This window comes from Patulibacter ginsengiterrae (genome assembly GCF_056269115.1).
Window position 1 is genome coordinate 283,188 of the sequence record NZ_JBWDOG010000003.1, and the last position, 15,762, is coordinate 298,949.

Genomic DNA, 15,762 nt, shown 5'->3' on the forward strand with positions numbered 1-15,762 from the left:
TAGGGACCAACTCCGGCTCGACCCGTTCGCGGGTCGGGGACGGGGTTTCCGGCCGATTCGCTCGGTCGGGGAGGACGAGAGGGCACCGCATCGCGGTGCCCTTCGTCGTTGACGGTTGCTTGAGCCTGGATCGGTAGGCTGTGCGGGCAGTTCCCCGCACACGCCACAAGGAGGACCACATGGGTCTCGGCGGCCGCATGTCCAACACCATCAAGGCCAAGTTGTCCCGCGTTCTGGACAAGGCTGAAGACCCGGGCGAGACGCTCGACTACAGCTACCAGAAGCAGCTGGAGAACCTGCAGAACGTCAAGAAGGGCATCGCGGACATCGTTACCGCGAAGAAGCGCCTGCAGCTGCAGTCCGACAAGCAGCAGCAGGCCGTCGTCAAGCTCGACACCCAGGCCCGCCAGGCGCTCGCCGCCGGCAACGAAGAGCTGGCCCGCACGGCGCTCGAGCGCAAGACGCTGATCCAGAACGAGCTCCAGGGCCAGGACGCCCAGATCGCCGAGTTGGAGAATCAGCAGGAGACGCTGATCGCCAACGAGCAGAAGCTGCGGGTGAAGATCGAGCAGTTCCGGACCAAGAAGGAGGTCATCAAGGCGCAGTACAGCGCCGCTGAGGCCCAGGTCCGGATCTCCGAGGCCGCCAGCGGCGTCGGCGAGTCGATGGCCGAGGTCGGCATGGCGATGCAGCGCGCCACCGACAAGACCGAGAACATGCGCGCCCGTGCGGACGCGGTCGCGGAACTCGAGGCAGCCGGCACGCTCGGCGACATCGGTGAGCTCGGGAGCGGCAAGGACGACATCGACCGCCAGCTCGAGGCGCTGACCAGCGGCTCGCAGGTCGACTCCGAGCTGGAGCGGATGAAGGCCGAGCTCAGCGGCGGCACGCCGGCCGCGCAGATCGATCAGGGGTCGCCGGAGAAGGCCCAGGAGCCGGGCGCGTGATCGTCCGGATCTTCAACGACAAGCAGTATCGGCTCGACGACGCCGAACACCCCGCGCTGAACGAGATCGACGACGCGATCGTGACCGCGGTCGACGCGGGGGACGAGGCGGCCTACCGCGAGCGGTTCGCGCAGCTGCTGGCCTTCGTGCGCGAGCGCGGGGTGCCACTCGGCGACGACGAGCTGACCAGCAGCGACGTCCTGATCCCGGCCGACGACTTCAGCTTCGAGGAAGCCGGCCGCGAGTTCACGGGCGAGGGACTGGTTCCCGACCGCACCGAGGCCTGAGGTCCGGGACGCCTGAGCGTCCCGAATCGGGTACGTGGCGTGCCGGGGTCCCCGCGTCGAGCGGGGGCCCCGGGCCTGCGGACCACGTTGCCGCCGACCCGGCGGCTCGGACCGGTCTACCCGTGCCCGCGGTCCTTCGGGGGCTCAGCCGCCGAGCGGAGCGCCCCAGAGCGGGTACCAGCGGTCCATCTCGGGCTCGAGCGGCATCATCGGGGAGAGCACCGCGCGGAGCTGCAGCTCACGCTCGCGGTCGCGCTCCTTGGCCGCACCCGGAAGCGGGACGAACGGGTACCAGGTGCCGCGCTTGGCGAGGTAGACCAGGTGCAGCAGCCGTGAGGTCGGCTCCTCGCGCATCGCGAACACGGCGCAGAGCACGCGGTCGGCGTAGCCGCCGGCCTGGAGCGACTCCATCACCGAGTTGACGCCGATCACCTGATCGTCGACGTCGGAGTCCTTGAGGACCATCCAGCGGTAGCCGTAGGCGTCGTCGCGGCGCTCGATCGTGGTGCCGGTCTCCTCGCCGGTGCTCCGCAGCAGCTGCTCGACGTCGTCGGCGATCTGCGTGAAGTCGCCGGTCGCCAGTGGCTGGAAGACGATCGCCGCCTCGCCGGTGGTGACGATGTCGTGGGCCGTCTGGAGGTCGATCGCCGCGGTCGTCAGCGCGAACAGCCGGTCCGGACGGACCTGCTTGACGGTTTGCGTGCGACCGAAGAGCGTGTTCAGGAAGCCCATGGACACCGCCTTTCGTGAGATGAGATGTGCGTGGATCGCGGATGGGGAGGGGCGACGGTCGAGCCGACGCAGTGGCCCGCCACGGGTCGGATCGACCGGTGGCGCTCCCCGCCGCGAGGCGCGTGCAGCTCGCTCACGAGGTCTGGCCGGACTGGAGCTGCGCTTCGATCTGCTGGAGCGCGGCGATCCGCTTCTCGGTCGGCGGGTGCGTCGCGAAGAGCTGGCTCATCGCGCTCTTGGCCCGCGGCGGCAGGATGTAGAAGGCCTGGACGGCGCCGACCTCGCGCAGATCCTTCTCGGGGGTACGAGCGATCCCGTCGCTGATCCGGACCAGGGCCGCCGCCAGCGCGCTCGGGCGCCCGGTGACGACCGCCGCGCCGCGGTCGGCCGCGTACTCGCGGTAGCGGGAGAGGGCCCGCAGGAGCATGAAGCTGATCGCGTAGACGGCGGCCGAGACGGCGAGCACGACCAGCAGGCCGGGGCCGCTGTCGCGGTTGTCGCGGCTGCCGCCGCCGAACCAGATCGCGTTCTGCATGATCATCGCCGCCAGCGAGGCGAAGAAGCTCGCCAGCGTCATCACCAGCACGTCGCGGTGGGCGACGTGCGCGAGCTCGTGGGCGAGCACGCCTTCGAGCTCGGCCGGAGGCAGCAGCTCGAGCAGCCCGGTCGTGACGCAGACCGTCGAGTTCTTCTGGGAGCGGCCGACCGCGAAGGCGTTGGGCATCTGGTCGTCGGCGATCGCGACCTTCGGCTTGGGCAGGTCGGCCTGGAGGCAGAGCCGGTCGACCAGCGCGTGGAGCTCCGGCGCCTGCTCCGGGGTCACCTCGTGGGCGTGCATCGAGCGCAGCGCGAGCTTGTCGGCGGCGAACAGCTGGATCACCAGCATCACCACGCAGATCGTGATGACGAGCCCGGCCTGGCCCTTCAACGCGGCGGTCAGGACCCCGGCGAAGATCACGTACAGGAGGCCGAGCGCGAAGAGCGTCCCGACCATTCGGGCCTGAAGGCCGGTGTCCTTGCCGAACGATGCGCCTCGAGCCATGGCCCCATGGTCTCACACCGGCGCCGCCGACCCGGAGAGATCCCCCGGTCTTACTGAGGATTTACCTGGTCGCGGGTGGGCCTTGAGCGGGTCCGCCGCGTTCGCGGGTCGCGGCTGGCGGGGCCGGGGCGTCGGTCGGGGAGCGGGCCGTCGGGCGCGTTGCCCGCGCGGACCCGCAAACGCCGTTGCACCGCTTGGCGCCGGCGAACGGAGGACGTACGTTGCGTGCTGGTCGCGGCTCCGCTGGCGGCCGACGTCGTCCGTTCCGGACGGACCGACGCTCCGGCCGACGGTCGACCACGCTTCCGAGACCGCACCGGTTCCTCCTCTTGCCTTCCGTGCCCCACTTCATCCTTCGCCTCCGCTCGTTGCCGACCGCCGGGCTCGCCCTGCTGCTGATCGTCGTGGTCGCGGCCGTCGCCGGGCTCGCCGGTGGTCCACCGTCGGCGGACGCTGCGTCTCAGCAGAAGCTCGATCAGCTCCGCAACAAGATCGGGACGGCGAAGGGCAAGATCGATCGGCGCCGCAGCCGCGAGCGCGTGCTGACCGCCGACATCCAGGGCCTCAACACCCGGATCAGCGGTCTCCAGGGCAAGATCGACGGCTTCCAGCGCCAGCAGGACGGGGTCCAGTCCGACCTCGATCGCAGCCAGGCGATCCTGACCAAGACCCAGGGCGACCTGCGGTCGGAGCGCCAGCGGCTCGTGCGGCTCCGTGCCCGTCTCGGCAAGGCCCGCAAGGTCCTGTCCGCGCGGCTCGTCGAGCTGTACCAGGCCGACAAGCCCGACCTGGTCTCGGTCGTCGTCAACAGCAAGGGCTTCGCCGACCTGCTGGAGCGCGGTGAGTTCCTCTCGCGGATCGGCCGCCAGGACCAGCAGGTCATCCGCACGGTCCGCGAGGCGAAGGGCGAGGCCGTCGCGACCGAGGCCCGCCTGAGCGGTCTCGAGCGCACCCAGCGCGGCGCGACGGCGCGGATCCAGGCCCGCCGCGACGAGATCGTCCAGGTCAAGGGCCGGCTCGTCGGCGCCCGCGCCAGCATCGACGACGTCCGGGCGAAGCGGAAGAAGCTGCTGTCCGGCGTCTCGAGCGAGCGCAAGGAGCTCGAAGGGCACCTCAAGGGCCTCGAGCGCGAGGAGTCCAAGATCCAGGGCCAGCTCTCCGGGATGCCCAGCGGCGGCGGGGTCAAGCATGGCAGCGGCGCGCTCGACTGGCCGGCCAACGGCCAGTTCACCTCGCCCTTCGGCTTCCGCTGGGGTCGCCTCCACGGGGGCATCGACATCGCGGTGCCGGTCGGCACGCCGGTCCACGCGGCGGCCTCCGGGACGGTCGCGATCGCCGGCTGGGTCGGCGGCTACGGCAACTACATCTGCATCAACCACGGGGGCGGACTGTCCACGTGCTACGGCCATAACTCGCGGCTCGGCGTGAGCGTCGGCCAGCGGGTCAGCAAGGGCCAGGTCATCGCTGCCAGCGGCAACACCGGCAACAGCACCGGTCCGCACATCCACTTCGAGACCCGGGTCGGCGGCGTCCAGCGCGACCCGATGGGCTACCTCTAGGAGTCGCGTGGCGGGCCCGGTGGCCCGCCCGGGCCTCCGGGTCACCGGCACCGCTCGGGACCGCCGCGGCCACAGGCCGGTGGCGACGGTAGCCTGTGCCGCGTGCAGCCTGAGATCGATCTCCTGGGTCTTCCCCTCAAGACGTTCGGGCTCTGCTTCGCCCTCGCGTTCCTGGCGGCGGGGGCCCTGCTGACGCGTCGCTTCCGTGAGCTGCAGTGGCCGGCCGAACAGGCGACGGAGGCCTTGCTCGCGGCGCTGCTCGGCGGCCTCGTCGGCGCCCGGCTCTACTGGCTGGTCGACAACTGGGACGAGTCCAAGGGCGATCTGCTGGGCTCGTTGACCGGTGGCGCGGGGCTGACGTGGTACGGCGGCGCGCTCGGCGGCGCGCTCGCGGTGCTGGCCTGGGCGGCCTGGCGGCGCCGACTGAACCTGTCGCTGCTCGACGCCGCGGCACCGGCACTCGCGCTCGGCTACGCGATCGGCCGCGTCGGCTGCCAGGTCTCCGGGGACGGCGACTACGGCAAGCCCTCCGACCTGCCGTGGGCGATGGCCTACCCGAACGGGGTCGTGCCCACGGACGACGTGGTCCAGCCGACGCCGATCTACGAGTCGCTGATCATGGGCCTCGCCGCGCTGGTCCTGTGGCAGCTCCGCGACCGCCTGCCGCCGGCCGGGCTGTTCGCGCTCTACCTGGTCTTCGCCGGGGCCGAGCGGTTCGTGATCGAGTTCTGGCGGCACAACCCGACCTCGTCGCTGGGGCTGACCCAGGCCCAGGTCACGAGCCTGGTGATGATCCTGATCGGGGGCGCGCTGCTGACCTGGCTCCTGCGCCGCCCGACGCCGCCCGCGACGCGCACCGCCTGAGCCGTGCTCGTCCCGCGTCGTTACGACATCCGTTGAGGCCCTCGGACCCCGCTTGGGGTGCGCCTTCCACGCGTCGACTGGAACACCGTGGACCTTGACCGCGTGTGGCGTTCGATGGTGCCCGGGGCCGGCCTCGGTGCGATGCCGGTGGTCGCGGTGCTCGTGGTCGTCGGCGGCGCGGCAGGCGTGCTCCAGGGCACCGGCGTCGTCTCGCTGCCGGGAACCCGCAGTGGGGCTGAGATCGTCGTCCACGCGCCAGGGGCGAGCGGCACCTCGCTGATCGCCCAGGCAGGCGACGGAGCGGGGCTCACGCCGCTGGTCGTCGGAGACCCGGGCGGGTCCGAGGCCGGAGACACCGCCGACGGCGCGCCGGGCCCCCGCTCCAGCGTCCGAGCGAGTCGGGCGGGCTCCGGCTCGGCGGGCGGTGGACGGGAAGCCGCGCGGGTCGGCAGCACCAGCGCTTCCGGGGCGAACGCCCCCGGCAACGGCTCCGCCGACGGCGAGGCCACGACCGGCGGGGGAGGGGCGTCCGGCGGCGGAGGCTCCTCGAGCCGACGGCCCAGTCCGAGCAACTACCCCGGCCCGAGCGGCGGGGGCGGCGGGCGGCCGGTCACGACCGCTCCGAGCACGCCGACGCCGACGACCGCGCCGACAGCGCCCGCCAGCTCCGGAACGACCACCCCCACCCCGACGGCTCCGACGACCCCGGCGGCCCGCCCGGCCACAGTCGGCGACACCGTCCAAGGGGTCACCGACGCGGTCGGCAGCGGGGTCAAGTCGGCGACCGACGGGCTCTCCGAGGGACTCGGGGGGCGGGACACGACCGTCGGTGGCGTCGTCGGTGGCGTCGGCGACGTGCTCGACAACACCGTTCGCGGCGTCGGGAACCTGGTCGGCGGCCTGCTCGGCGGGAAGCCCGGCAAGGCCCCCTGAGCCGGGACACCGGCACGGTGCCGGTGGAAGGCGGACGCCACGGGCGATCCGGGACGCCGTTCGCGCCCGGCCGCTGGCATCATCCCGCGCCCATGGTCGCGGATCCTCTCGCCGTCTATCCCCTCGGCAGCGCGCTCGACGAGCGCGGCGGCCTGCTGCTCGGCGGCTGCTCCGCCGCGGACCTGGCCCGCGAGCACGGGACGCCGGCCTACGTCGTGGTCGAGGAGGACCTACGCCAGCAGGCCCGGGCCTACCGTCAGGCGTTCGACCGCCGCGCGCCCGGTGCCCACGTCTCGTTCGCCTCCAAGGCCTGTCCCTGCACGGCGGTCCTGCGGACGATCGAGCAGGAGGGGCTTGGCTGCGACGTGGCCTCCGGCGGCGAGCTGGCGCTCGCCCTGAACGCCGGCTTCACCCCCGACCGGATCCACCTGCACGGCAACGCGAAGTCCGAGGCCGAGCTGGCCGCGGCGGTCGAGCACGGGATCCGCCACGTGGTGATCGACAACGGCGACGACGTCGAGCGCCTGGCCCGGATCGCGGCCGAGCGGGGGCGGGTGCAGCCGGTCACGATCCGCGTGACCCCCGACGTCCGTGGCGAGACCCACGACGGGATCTCGACCGGGCAGGCCGACTCGAAGTTCGGGCTCGGGATCGAGGAGACCCGCGCGACGATCGACCGGATCCGTCAGCTGCCGTCGCTCCGCCTCGACGGCCTGCACTTCCACATCGGCTCGCAGCTGCTGGAGCTGGACGTCTTCCGGCGCGCCGTCGCGGCGATCGCACCGCTGGCCGACGGGCTCGACGAGGTCAACCTCGGCGGCGGGCTCGGCGTCGCCTACACCGCCGACCAGGTCGCGCAGCTGCCGTCGGTCGAGGACTACGTGCGGGTCAAGGTCGACGCGGTTCGCGAGCTGATCGGCGACCGGGTCCGGATCTCCGACGAGCCGGGGCGCTCGCTCGTGGGCCGTGCCGGGGTCACGCTCTACACCGTCCAGACGGTCAAGCGCAACGTCTCGACCTGGGTCGGCGTCGACGGCGGGATGGCCGACAACCTGCGGCCGATGCTCTACGGCGCCCGCTACGAGGTCCAGCACGTCGACCAGCGGTTCGCGGGGCCGGACGAGGCCCGGAGCGGGTGCACGGTGACGGGCAAGCACTGCGAGTCGAGCGACGTGCTGGTCGCCGACGCGCGGCTCGAGCGGCCGCGGCCGGGCGACGTGCTCGTGACCCCGGTCACCGGGGCCTACGGCTACGCGATGGCCAACACCTACAACGGCGTCCCGCGGCCGCCGGTCGTGTTCGTCGGCGGCGGTCGCTCGCGGGTCGTCGTGCGGCGCGAGCGGATCGACGAGCTCTGGAGCCGGGACGTGCCCGCCGAGGCCTAGGCGGGCGATCCCACGATCCCCACGGGCCGACCGCCGAGCGGATGCCGCGCGAGCGGGTGGCTCAGGCGCTGAACCGCGCGAGGAAGCTCGCGACGTCGTCGACGATCTCGTCGGCGTCGACGAGATCCTCGTCGTGGTGCGAGGCGCGGACCGCGACCACCCGCATGCCGGCCGCTCGTCCGGCCGCGATCCCGGCCGGGGCGTCCTCGAGCACCACGCAGTCGGCGGGCGCGACCCCGAGTCGCTCCGCCCCGAGCAGGTACGGATCCGGGTCCGGCTTCACGCGCAGCGTCAGCTCCGCGGTGACCAGCACCCGCGGGATCGGGAGCCGGCACGCGCCCAGCCGGGCGAGCGCCAGCGGCCGAGTGCACGAGGTCACGACGGCGATCGGCGGCAGCTGCTCCTGGACGAGTGTTCCATCGGCTGCACCGGTCGCCGCGGCCGCGATCACGGCCCGCGCCTCCGGGGCGATCTCGGTGGCCGAGACGGCGGCACGGAGGAGCGCCAGGGCGCCGGGCAGCGGGACGACACCGTCGAGGTCCTCGATCTCGCGTCGCTCCAGCTCTTGCGCCTCCGCCAGGGCATCCAGGTGCGGTGCGAGCTGCGCGACCACCTGACGGGCGGGGATCCCGTGGGGGTGCTCGCCCGGCCTGGGTGGGGTCACCGCGCGGTCGCGCATCCAGCCGTGCCAGACCCGCAGGACGGCGTCGGTGGAGTCGACCAGGGTGCCGTCGAGATCGGAGAGGATCGCGCGCATCTCCCCGAGCCTACGGGGCGTGCGATGATCCGCCTCCCATGACGCCGGATGCCCCAGCCCCGTTCCGCGTAGGCCTGCTCGGCCACGGCACCGTCGGCTCGGCGGTTGCCGAGCTGCTTCCCGAGCGTGCCGATGCGATCGCCCACGTGACCGGCCTGCGGCCGGAGCTCTCGGGGGTGCTGACCCGGAGTCGCGGCGACTTCGACGAGATCCTCGCCGGCAGCGACCTGATCGTCGAGGTGATGGGCGGGATCGAGCCCGCCCGCGACTACGTCACCCGGGCGATGCGGGCCGGCAAGCACGTCGTCACCGCCAACAAGCAGCTGCTGGCCGAGCACGGCGAGGAGCTGTGGGGGATCGCTCGCGAGTCGGGCGTCCAGCTGCGGTTCGAGGCCGCCGTCGCCGGCGTGGTGCCGGTCATCCGCGTGCTCCAGGAGTCGCTGACCGGTCAGCACATCGAGCGCCTGCACGGGATCGTCAACGGCACGACGAACTACATCCTGACCCAGATGTCGGCGACCGGCGCGTCCTACGCCGAGGCCCTGGCCGACGCCCAGCGGCTCGGCTACGCCGAGTCCGACCCGACCGACGACGTCACCGGCAAGGACGCCGCGGCCAAGATGGCGATCCTCGCGCGCCTGGCCTTCGACACCCCGGTCCACCTCTCGGACGTGTCGTACGAGGGCATCGAGCACCTGACCGGCGAGGACATCGCCTACGCCCGTGACCTCGGCCTCTCGCTGCGCCTGATCGGCACGGCCGAGCGGCTCGACGGCAAGCTCGCCGTCCGCGTCCACCCGGCGTTCCTCTACGCCGGCCATCCGCTTTCGTCGGTCGACGGCTCGTTCAACGCGGTCACGATCGAGTCGCCGGCGATCACCGAGATCACCCTCTCCGGCCCCGGCGCCGGTGGTCCCCAGACGGCGACCGCGGTGATCGGCGACGTGATCAGCGCGATGATCCCGCCGGCCCAGACGCCGCCGACGCAGAACAAGCTCGGCTTCGTCGACGACGTCGTCTCCAGCTTCTACCTGCACGTCGAGGTCGACGACAAGCCGGGCGTGCTGGCGCAGATCGCCCAGGTCCTCGGCCTCCAGGGCGTCTCGGTCAAGAGCGTGATCCAGAAGGGCGTCGGCAGCGGCAACGGCGCCCGGCTGGTGCTGGTCGTCCACCCGGTGCTCGAGTCGAACTTCTACGGCGCGGTCCAGCTGATCGCCTCCAAGGACTTCGTGACGGCTCCGCCGCGGGCGATCCGCGTGATCGACGAGGAGTTCGCGTCGTGAACAGCCACCCGACCTCGCCCGACGCCCTGACTCCGCCGAGCGGGGGCGACGCGGCCCGTGCCGGCCACCGCCTGACCGGCTCCGACTCGATCCGCCGGATGGGCCTGATCGAGCGCTACATGGACCGGTTGCCGTTCTCGCCCGGTGACCCGATCATCAGCCTCAACGAGGGCTCGACCCCGCTGATCCACGCGCCGCGCCTGAGCGAGCGGGTCGGGGCCGAGGTCCACCTCAAGTACGAGGGCCTCAACCCGACCGGGTCGTTCAAGGACCGGGGGATGACCTGCGCGGTCTCCGCCGCCGTCCGCGAAGGTGCCGAAGCGGTCATCTGCGCCTCGACCGGCAACACCGCCGCCGCGCTGGCCGCCTACGCCGCGCGCGCCGGGATCCGCGGGGTCGTGCTCGTGCCCGACGGCAAGATCGCCGCCGGCAAGCTCGCCCAGGCGCTGATGCACGGCGCCCAGGTGATCGCCCTGCGCGGCAACTTCGACGAGGCGCTGCGTCTGGTCCGCGAGATCGCCGACTCGCACCCGATCGCGCTCGTCAACTCGGTCAACGACTTCCGGATCGAGGGCCAGAAGTGCGCCGCCTTCGAGGTCATGGAGGACCTCGACGGGCAGCTCGACGCGCTCTGCATCCCGGTCGGCAACGCCGGCAACATCACCGCCTACTGGAAGGGCTTCCGCGAGCTCGCCGACGAGGACCCGTCGATCAAGCTGCCGCGGATGCTCGGCTTCCAGGCCCGCGGCGCCAACCCGCTCGTCCGCGGCGAGATGGTCGAGCACCCCGAGACCGTCGCCTCGGCGATCCGGATCGGCAACCCGGCCCGCTGGGAGGAGGCGATGGGGGCGATGACCGGCTCCGGCGGCAGCGTTGCCGACGTCACCGACGAGGAGATCCTCGACGCCTACCGCTACCTCGCTCGCGAGGAGGGCGTCTTCTGCGAGCCCGCCTCGGCGACCTCGGTCGCGGGGCTGCTCAAGCACGGCGCCGGCGACGCGCGGCGGATCGTCTGCGTGCTGACCGGCCACGGCCTCAAGGACCCGCAGACGGCGCTCGACGAGTCGTCGCCGGTGGTCCCCTGCGAGCCGACGCTGAAGGCGCTGGAGAAGATCCTGCTGGGCTGAGGGCCCGCGGTCGGGCCGGTTCGGTCCCGACCCCGCTCGCCGGCTGTGCGGCCGACGAGCGACCGGGTCGCGGGGGAGTCCCGCGACCTCAGGACCTCAAGCCGGCGCGTTGCCGGCCGCAGGCGCCGCAGCGGTGCCGCGAGCCTGCTCGACCAGTCGCGTGCCGGTGGTCGTCGGCTCGACCCGGATCCGCGGCAGCAGGAACGGATCGTCGCTGCGGCGGGCCCGTCCCGGATCGACGGTCGTCGCGGCCACGTAGCCCGCCTGGCGGGCGGCGGAGCGGACGGTCGCGTCGTTGCGGCCCGCCGGGTAGCAGAGGAAGCGGGTCTCGACCCCGAGCCGCTTGCGGAGCAACCGCCGCGAGCCGGCCAGCTCCCGCTCGAGGCCGGCCGCGTCGAGCGTGGTCAGGTCGAGGTGGTCGGTGGTGTGGGAATCGATCTCCCAGCCCTGCTTCAGCAGCCGCTTGGCGCCCCAGACCGGCAGGCCGCCCTTGCCGAGGTGGTTGACGGCCAGGTTGAGGACGCCCGGCCAGCCCACCTGCTTCATGACCGGGGCGACGTTCAGCGCGTGGGTGATGTCCCCGTCGTCGAAGCTGAGCACGACCGGGCGACGGGGCAGCCGGCCGCCCTCGTGCCAGGCGGCCCAGACCTCGCTCATCGTGACCGCCGTGAAGCCGGCGGCGCGGAGCGCGTCGACCTGCTGCCGGAACCGCTCCGGGGCGACCCAGAGATCGGGATAGGCGGTCCCGGCGGGCGCGTTCGCGACCAGGTGGTACATCAGGATCGGGACCGGCGCCCGCTGCGCGGCAGCCCCCTCGAGCGGCCAGCCGGCGACCTCGCGCTCGCGGCTCGTGGCCGCGTCCGCGGTCGTCCGGGCACCGCCGTCGCGGGGCGTCTCCCGCTTGGCGGTGGTGGTCCCGGTTGCGGTCGTCGTCGCCGGGTGATCGCCGTCGCGCGTGGCCAGCAGCACCAGCGCCGCGACCAGCACCACCGCGAGGACGGCGATCACGGGCAGCAGCGACGGTGCGCGACGTCGGGGCGAGGCCATCCGCGGAGGCTGCCACACCGGTGCCCGTGGCGGTCTGGTGCTCGGCTCGGCGAGCTGCGGGCGGCGGCCGACGAGCGGTCTCCGGGACGACGTCGGACGGGCGGTGCCGGCGACCGTCGGCGGGCCGCTGCCGCGTCGTGGTGGTTGCCCGCGTCCTCCGTCCTCAGGGGCGCCGACGTCTCCATCCGACGTGTGCGCAGGGGTCGGCGACGGTCCCCCGAGGTCCAGTAAGGTCGCCTGCGCATGGGTCGAACCGTCAGCGTCTCCGTTCCTGCCTCCAGTGCGAATCTCGGTCCGGGCTTCGACTGCATGGCCGCCGCCATCGGGCTCTGGCTGCACGTCGAGGTCGAGGAGACCGGGACGTTCGCGGTCGAGCACGATCTGCCGCTGCCGACCGACCGCGAGAACGCGATCGTGCAGGCCTTCGAGCGGCTGCGCCCGGCCGACGGCCTGACCTTCCGGATCCGGACCGAGATCCCGCTCGCCGGCGGTCTCGGCTCGAGCGCGACCGCGATCGTCGCCGGCCTCGCCGCGGCCGCGGCCCTCGACGGCGGCAGCACCACTCCCGAGGCCCTGCTCCCGCTCGCGGTCGACATCGAGGGCCACCCGGACAACGTCTCGGCCGCGCTCTTCGGCGGCTTCGTCCTGACCGACGGCACCTGGACGGTCCGGATCGATCCGCCCGCCGGCCTCGAGGCCGTCTTCGTCGTGCCCGACGAGGCGGTCCGGACGGCGGCCGCCCGCGCGGTGCTCCCGCCGCACGTGCCGCTGGAGGACGCGACCGCGAACGTCGCCTGGGGCGCGTCGCTGGCCGTCGGTCTCGAGCGCGGTGACCTCGAGATCGTCGCCCACAGCCTGCAGGACGTCCTCCACCAGCCGCACCGCGCGGCGCTCTACCCGCGTTCGTCGGAGCTGGTCGACGACGCCACCAGCCTCGGTGCGATCGGCGCGACGGTCTCCGGGGCTGGGCCGACGGTGATGCTCTGGGTGCGGTCGGAGGACGCGGCGTCGGTGGTCGACGTCGCGACCGAGCGGTCCGCCGGCTGGGGACGAGTGCTGCACGCCCCGTTCGTGGCCGAGGGCGCGCGCGTCGTCGCCGCCGTCAGCGGCGACTGAGCGCGCCGCAAGCGGTCGCCGCCGGCGTGGCCCGGCTCAGGCCTGGGCGGCCTTGGCCATCCGGACCAGCTTGCGGCGAGCGGCGTCCTCGCCGATCCGGCCGCTGACCTCGGCGGCCAGCGCGAGGTAGTCGGCGCCGAGGGCGGGGCGGTGGTCGAGGATCGAGACCCCGCGCTCGGCCGACTCGGCGTAGGCGATCGACTGGCGGATCACGCTGTCGAGGACCTTGTCGGGGTGCGCCTCCCGCAGCTGCTCGACCGCCTCACGCGAGTGGACGGTCCGCAGGTCGGCCTTGGTCACGACCGTCCCGAGCCAGACGAGATCGGGGTTGAGGCCGTCGCGGGCGAGCTCGATCACCTGGAGCGCCTGCTCGACCCCCTGAAGCGCGAAGTACTGCGCCTCGCAGGCGATCAGCGCGTGGCTGGCGGCGACCAGCGCGTTGACGGTCAGCAGGCCGAGGTTCGGCGGGCAGTCGAGCAGGATCACGTCGACGTGGCCGTCCTGGTCGCGCAGGACCTTGCGCAGCGACAGCTCGCGTCCGATCCGGCCCGCGAGGCTCAGCTCCGCCTCGGCGAGCAGCAGGTTGGCGGGGACGATCCCCTCGTGGGTGGCGTCGGCGAGCGTGGCGTGGCCGGAGAGGACGTCGGCGACCGTTGGCTGGGCGTCGGGGGGAACGTCGAAGTAGTCCGACAGGTTCCCCTGGGGATCGAGATCGACCGCGAGGACCGAGAGCCCGGCCCGCCGAAAGGCGTCGGCGAGCGTGCGGACGGTCGTCGTCTTGCCGGTGCCGCCCTTCTGGGACAGCACAGCGATCCGGTGGGCCATGCGCCGGAGTTTAGGGACGGGGGCCGGCGACACCCGAATCAGACACGGAGCGGACTCCGGAGGGGGCCCGGAGGAGGAGCCCGTGGTTCGGCGGCGAAGCGGGCGATGTGATGCGCCGCCAGCCGATCTCCGAAGCCGACCTGGAACGACACCTGCTCCGGGTCTCGGTCTCCTCGCTGCACGCCGAGCGACTCTGCTGCGACCGCTGCAAGCGGACACCACTGGTGGGAGAGGTCGTCTACCGCTACCCCAAGCAGCGCACGTTCTGCGCGCTCTGCCGGGTCGCGCGCAAGGACGAGCCGATCGCCTCGATCCCCGTCCGTCACGGCGAGGAGATCCGCGCCACCCGGATGCAGCCGCGGGTCGGGCGCGACGCCGCGTAGACCGCTCGCCGTCGTCGCGGGCGACGGGGCGGAGGAGGAGCGGGTTCGCGGGCTACACTGGAGCGGTGGACCCGGTTAGCGCCTCGATCGTCATCCAGCGCCCGCGGGCGGAGGTGTTCGCCTATCTGGCGGACATCGCCAACCATCGCGGGTTCCTCGACCACAGCCTGGTCGACTGGCACCTCACCCGCGAGGACTCGATCGGCCTCGGCGCCGGCGCCCGCGTCCGCGCCAAGCTGCGCTTCAACCGCTTCTCCTACTTCGACGTGACCTTCACCGAGGTCGAGGAGCCGCACCGGATCGCCTTCGTCGGCCGCGGCGGCAAGTACGACCGCACGCTCGTCCACGGCGAGATCAGGGTCAAGCAGGAGAGCGCCGGTACGGTCCGCGTCGAGTGGACGGTCGAGACCGAGCCGAAGCTCCCGTCCGATCGCCTGATGGAGTTCGTCGCCGGGCAGACCGGGGTGGCGCGGCGGGGTCTGCACAAGGGACTGCAGCGTCTGCGCGCGATCCTGGAGGAGGGCGCCGAGTCCTCCGGCCGGGTCACGATCGCCGGTGGTGCACGCAAGCCGGCCTCCGGATTCCGGCTCGATCCGCGGCTCGCGGAGGCCCCCGTCGAGACGGGGCCGGTGCGCGCACACGCGGGTTCGCGGTCGCTCGACTAAACTCCCGCGCCATGCGTCAGCGGCTCATCCCTCTGCTTGCGGTCGCTCTGGCGACCACTGCCCTCACCGCCTGTGGTACGAAGGAAGACGTGGTCACCCACGCCGAGACCGAGGCGGTCTTCGTGGACGTTGGTCCAAAGGGTGGTCCATACCTGAAGTATCAGGTCCAGATCTCCCGTCAGCTCAACCCCGGCGACTTCGAGAACCCCGCGGCGCGGGGCAACCCCGAGAAGGTCGACCCGGAGGACTCCGAGTACGTCCGCGGGTTGACGGCCAGCCAGGTCGCGCTCAAGACGAACCCGACCCGGCAGATCGACGACGAGGTCTTCTTCGGCGTCTTCATCGCGGCCTACAACGAGAACTCCAAGCCGCTGCAGTCGGCGGCGTTGAACGGCTTCGAGATCCACGACAGCCAGTACGTCGAGGGTGCGCCGAACGCGGAGGAGCACGTCTTCAAGCCGGTCACCCCGACCGACCCGACGAACCCGCCGAACCCGTTCCTCTACACGCAGGCGATGCTCGCGGCCGGCACGTCCAACGCGCTCGGCGTGCTGCCCCTGCCGGACAGCCCGGCCGGGACGAGCACGACCCAGGCCGAGCTGCTGCTGTTCAAGATCCCGCAGTCGTCGCTGGAGAACCGTCCGCTGAGGCTGAACATCGAGGGTCCGACCGGCGGACACGCCGCCGTCGACCTCGACGTCTGATCGGGTCCGGCGCCGCCTAGGTGTAAGGGCTAGGGAGGTTGTTCCGGTCTAGGTGCCGGGTCCCGGAGGGACCCGGCAGGCCGGAGGCCTGCCGTTCAACGAGGCA

17 protein-coding genes are annotated in these 15,762 nt (G+C 72.6%); 12 read left to right on the forward strand and 5 right to left on the reverse strand.

The genetic code is table 11. From position 1 onward, the window contains the following. Nucleotides 1-179 precede the first annotated feature (179 nt). Both ACVUH9_RS07825 and pspAA read left to right on the forward strand, forming a co-directional pair. Nucleotides 180-947 (forward strand): PspA/IM30 family protein, encoded by a 768-nt coding sequence (locus tag ACVUH9_RS07825; RefSeq protein ID WP_475755600.1) that lies wholly within the window; start codon nucleotides 180-182, stop codon nucleotides 945-947. Further along, complete coding sequence (pspAA, locus tag ACVUH9_RS07830; RefSeq protein ID WP_475755602.1) at nucleotides 944-1,234, forward strand: PspA-associated protein PspAA; 291 nt, start codon at nucleotides 944-946, stop codon at nucleotides 1,232-1,234. Before ACVUH9_RS07825 ends, pspAA begins: the two co-directional genes overlap by 4 nt. Nucleotides 1,235-1,378: 144 nt before the next feature. On the opposite strand, the gene pspAB is transcribed toward pspAA, so the two are convergent. After that, nucleotides 1,379-1,966 (reverse strand): PspA-associated protein PspAB, encoded by a 588-nt coding sequence (gene pspAB, locus ACVUH9_RS07835; RefSeq protein WP_475755604.1) that lies wholly within the window; start codon nucleotides 1,964-1,966, stop codon nucleotides 1,379-1,381. 133 nt (nucleotides 1,967-2,099) lie between these two features. Beyond that, the gene (gene htpX, locus ACVUH9_RS07840) at nucleotides 2,100-3,008 is read right to left on the reverse strand and encodes a zinc metalloprotease HtpX (RefSeq protein WP_475755606.1); all 909 of its coding nucleotides are present in this window, start codon (nucleotides 3,006-3,008) and stop codon (nucleotides 2,100-2,102) included. 338 nt (nucleotides 3,009-3,346) lie between these two features. Between htpX and ACVUH9_RS07845 the strand changes: the two genes are divergently transcribed. The 4 genes from ACVUH9_RS07845 to lysA all read left to right on the forward strand — a co-directional run bounded on the left by ACVUH9_RS07845 (nucleotide 3,347) and on the right by lysA (nucleotide 7,749). Then, nucleotides 3,347-4,567 (forward strand): murein hydrolase activator EnvC family protein, encoded by a 1,221-nt coding sequence (locus ACVUH9_RS07845; protein WP_475755607.1) that lies wholly within the window; start codon nucleotides 3,347-3,349, stop codon nucleotides 4,565-4,567. Between the two features lie 102 nt (nucleotides 4,568-4,669). Then, nucleotides 4,670-5,431 (forward strand): prolipoprotein diacylglyceryl transferase, encoded by a 762-nt coding sequence (locus ACVUH9_RS07850; protein WP_475755609.1) that lies wholly within the window; start codon nucleotides 4,670-4,672, stop codon nucleotides 5,429-5,431. 102 nt (nucleotides 5,432-5,533) lie between these two features. Continuing rightward, nucleotides 5,534-6,364, forward strand: coding sequence for a hypothetical protein (locus ACVUH9_RS07855; RefSeq protein ID WP_475755611.1), 831 nt, complete (start codon nucleotides 5,534-5,536; stop codon nucleotides 6,362-6,364). A 92-nt stretch (nucleotides 6,365-6,456) separates the two neighbouring features. After that, nucleotides 6,457-7,749 carry a diaminopimelate decarboxylase gene (gene lysA / locus ACVUH9_RS07860; RefSeq protein WP_475755613.1) on the forward strand — a complete coding sequence of 431 codons (1,293 nt, stop codon included), beginning with the start codon at nucleotides 6,457-6,459 and terminating at the stop codon, nucleotides 7,747-7,749. Nucleotides 7,750-7,810: 61 nt separating this feature from the next. Here the strand turns inward: lysA and ACVUH9_RS07865 are convergent, their stop codons facing one another. Next, nucleotides 7,811-8,506: an HAD-IA family hydrolase gene (locus ACVUH9_RS07865; protein ID WP_475755614.1), complete on the reverse strand. Its 696-nt coding sequence runs from the start codon at nucleotides 8,504-8,506 to the stop codon at nucleotides 7,811-7,813. A 38-nt stretch (nucleotides 8,507-8,544) separates the two neighbouring features. On the opposite strand from ACVUH9_RS07865, the gene ACVUH9_RS07870 reads away from it, so the two are divergent. Both ACVUH9_RS07870 and thrC read left to right on the forward strand, forming a co-directional pair. Beyond that, on the forward strand, nucleotides 8,545-9,789 hold the full coding sequence (locus ACVUH9_RS07870; RefSeq protein ID WP_475755616.1) for a homoserine dehydrogenase: 1,245 nt from the start codon (nucleotides 8,545-8,547) through the stop codon (nucleotides 9,787-9,789). A 98-nt stretch (nucleotides 9,790-9,887) separates the two neighbouring features. Then, nucleotides 9,888-10,916, forward strand: coding sequence for a threonine synthase (gene thrC / locus ACVUH9_RS07875; RefSeq protein WP_475755647.1), 1,029 nt, complete (start codon nucleotides 9,888-9,890; stop codon nucleotides 10,914-10,916). Nucleotides 10,917-11,012: 96 nt separating this feature from the next. Here thrC and ACVUH9_RS07880 read toward each other — a convergent pair whose 3' ends face one another. Next, nucleotides 11,013-11,963, reverse strand: coding sequence for a polysaccharide deacetylase family protein (locus ACVUH9_RS07880; RefSeq protein WP_475755618.1), 951 nt, complete (start codon nucleotides 11,961-11,963; stop codon nucleotides 11,013-11,015). Between the two features lie 243 nt (nucleotides 11,964-12,206). Between ACVUH9_RS07880 and thrB the strand changes: the two genes are divergently transcribed. Continuing rightward, complete coding sequence (gene thrB, locus ACVUH9_RS07885) at nucleotides 12,207-13,079, forward strand: homoserine kinase (protein WP_475755621.1); 873 nt, start codon at nucleotides 12,207-12,209, stop codon at nucleotides 13,077-13,079. 36 nt (nucleotides 13,080-13,115) lie between these two features. On the opposite strand, the gene ACVUH9_RS07890 is transcribed toward thrB, so the two are convergent. Further along, a complete protein-coding gene (locus ACVUH9_RS07890; RefSeq protein WP_475755622.1) occupies nucleotides 13,116-13,904 on the reverse strand; it encodes a ParA family protein in 789 nt (262 codons plus the stop codon). Nucleotides 13,905-14,014: 110 nt separating this feature from the next. Here ACVUH9_RS07890 and ACVUH9_RS07895 point away from each other — a divergent pair, with 110 nt between their 5' ends. The 3 genes from ACVUH9_RS07895 to ACVUH9_RS07905 all read left to right on the forward strand — a co-directional run bounded on the left by ACVUH9_RS07895 (nucleotide 14,015) and on the right by ACVUH9_RS07905 (nucleotide 15,656). Further along, on the forward strand, nucleotides 14,015-14,287 hold the full coding sequence (locus ACVUH9_RS07895; protein WP_475755624.1) for a hypothetical protein: 273 nt from the start codon (nucleotides 14,015-14,017) through the stop codon (nucleotides 14,285-14,287). Nucleotides 14,288-14,352: 65 nt separating this feature from the next. Continuing rightward, entirely contained in the window at nucleotides 14,353-14,952 is a 600-nt protein-coding gene (locus tag ACVUH9_RS07900; RefSeq protein WP_475755625.1) for an SRPBCC family protein, read from the forward strand. Nucleotides 14,953-15,041: 89 nt separating this feature from the next. Continuing rightward, nucleotides 15,042-15,656, forward strand: a complete 615-nt coding sequence (locus tag ACVUH9_RS07905; RefSeq protein WP_475755627.1) for a hypothetical protein — start codon at nucleotides 15,042-15,044, stop codon at nucleotides 15,654-15,656. Nucleotides 15,657-15,762: the final 106 nt, after the last annotated feature.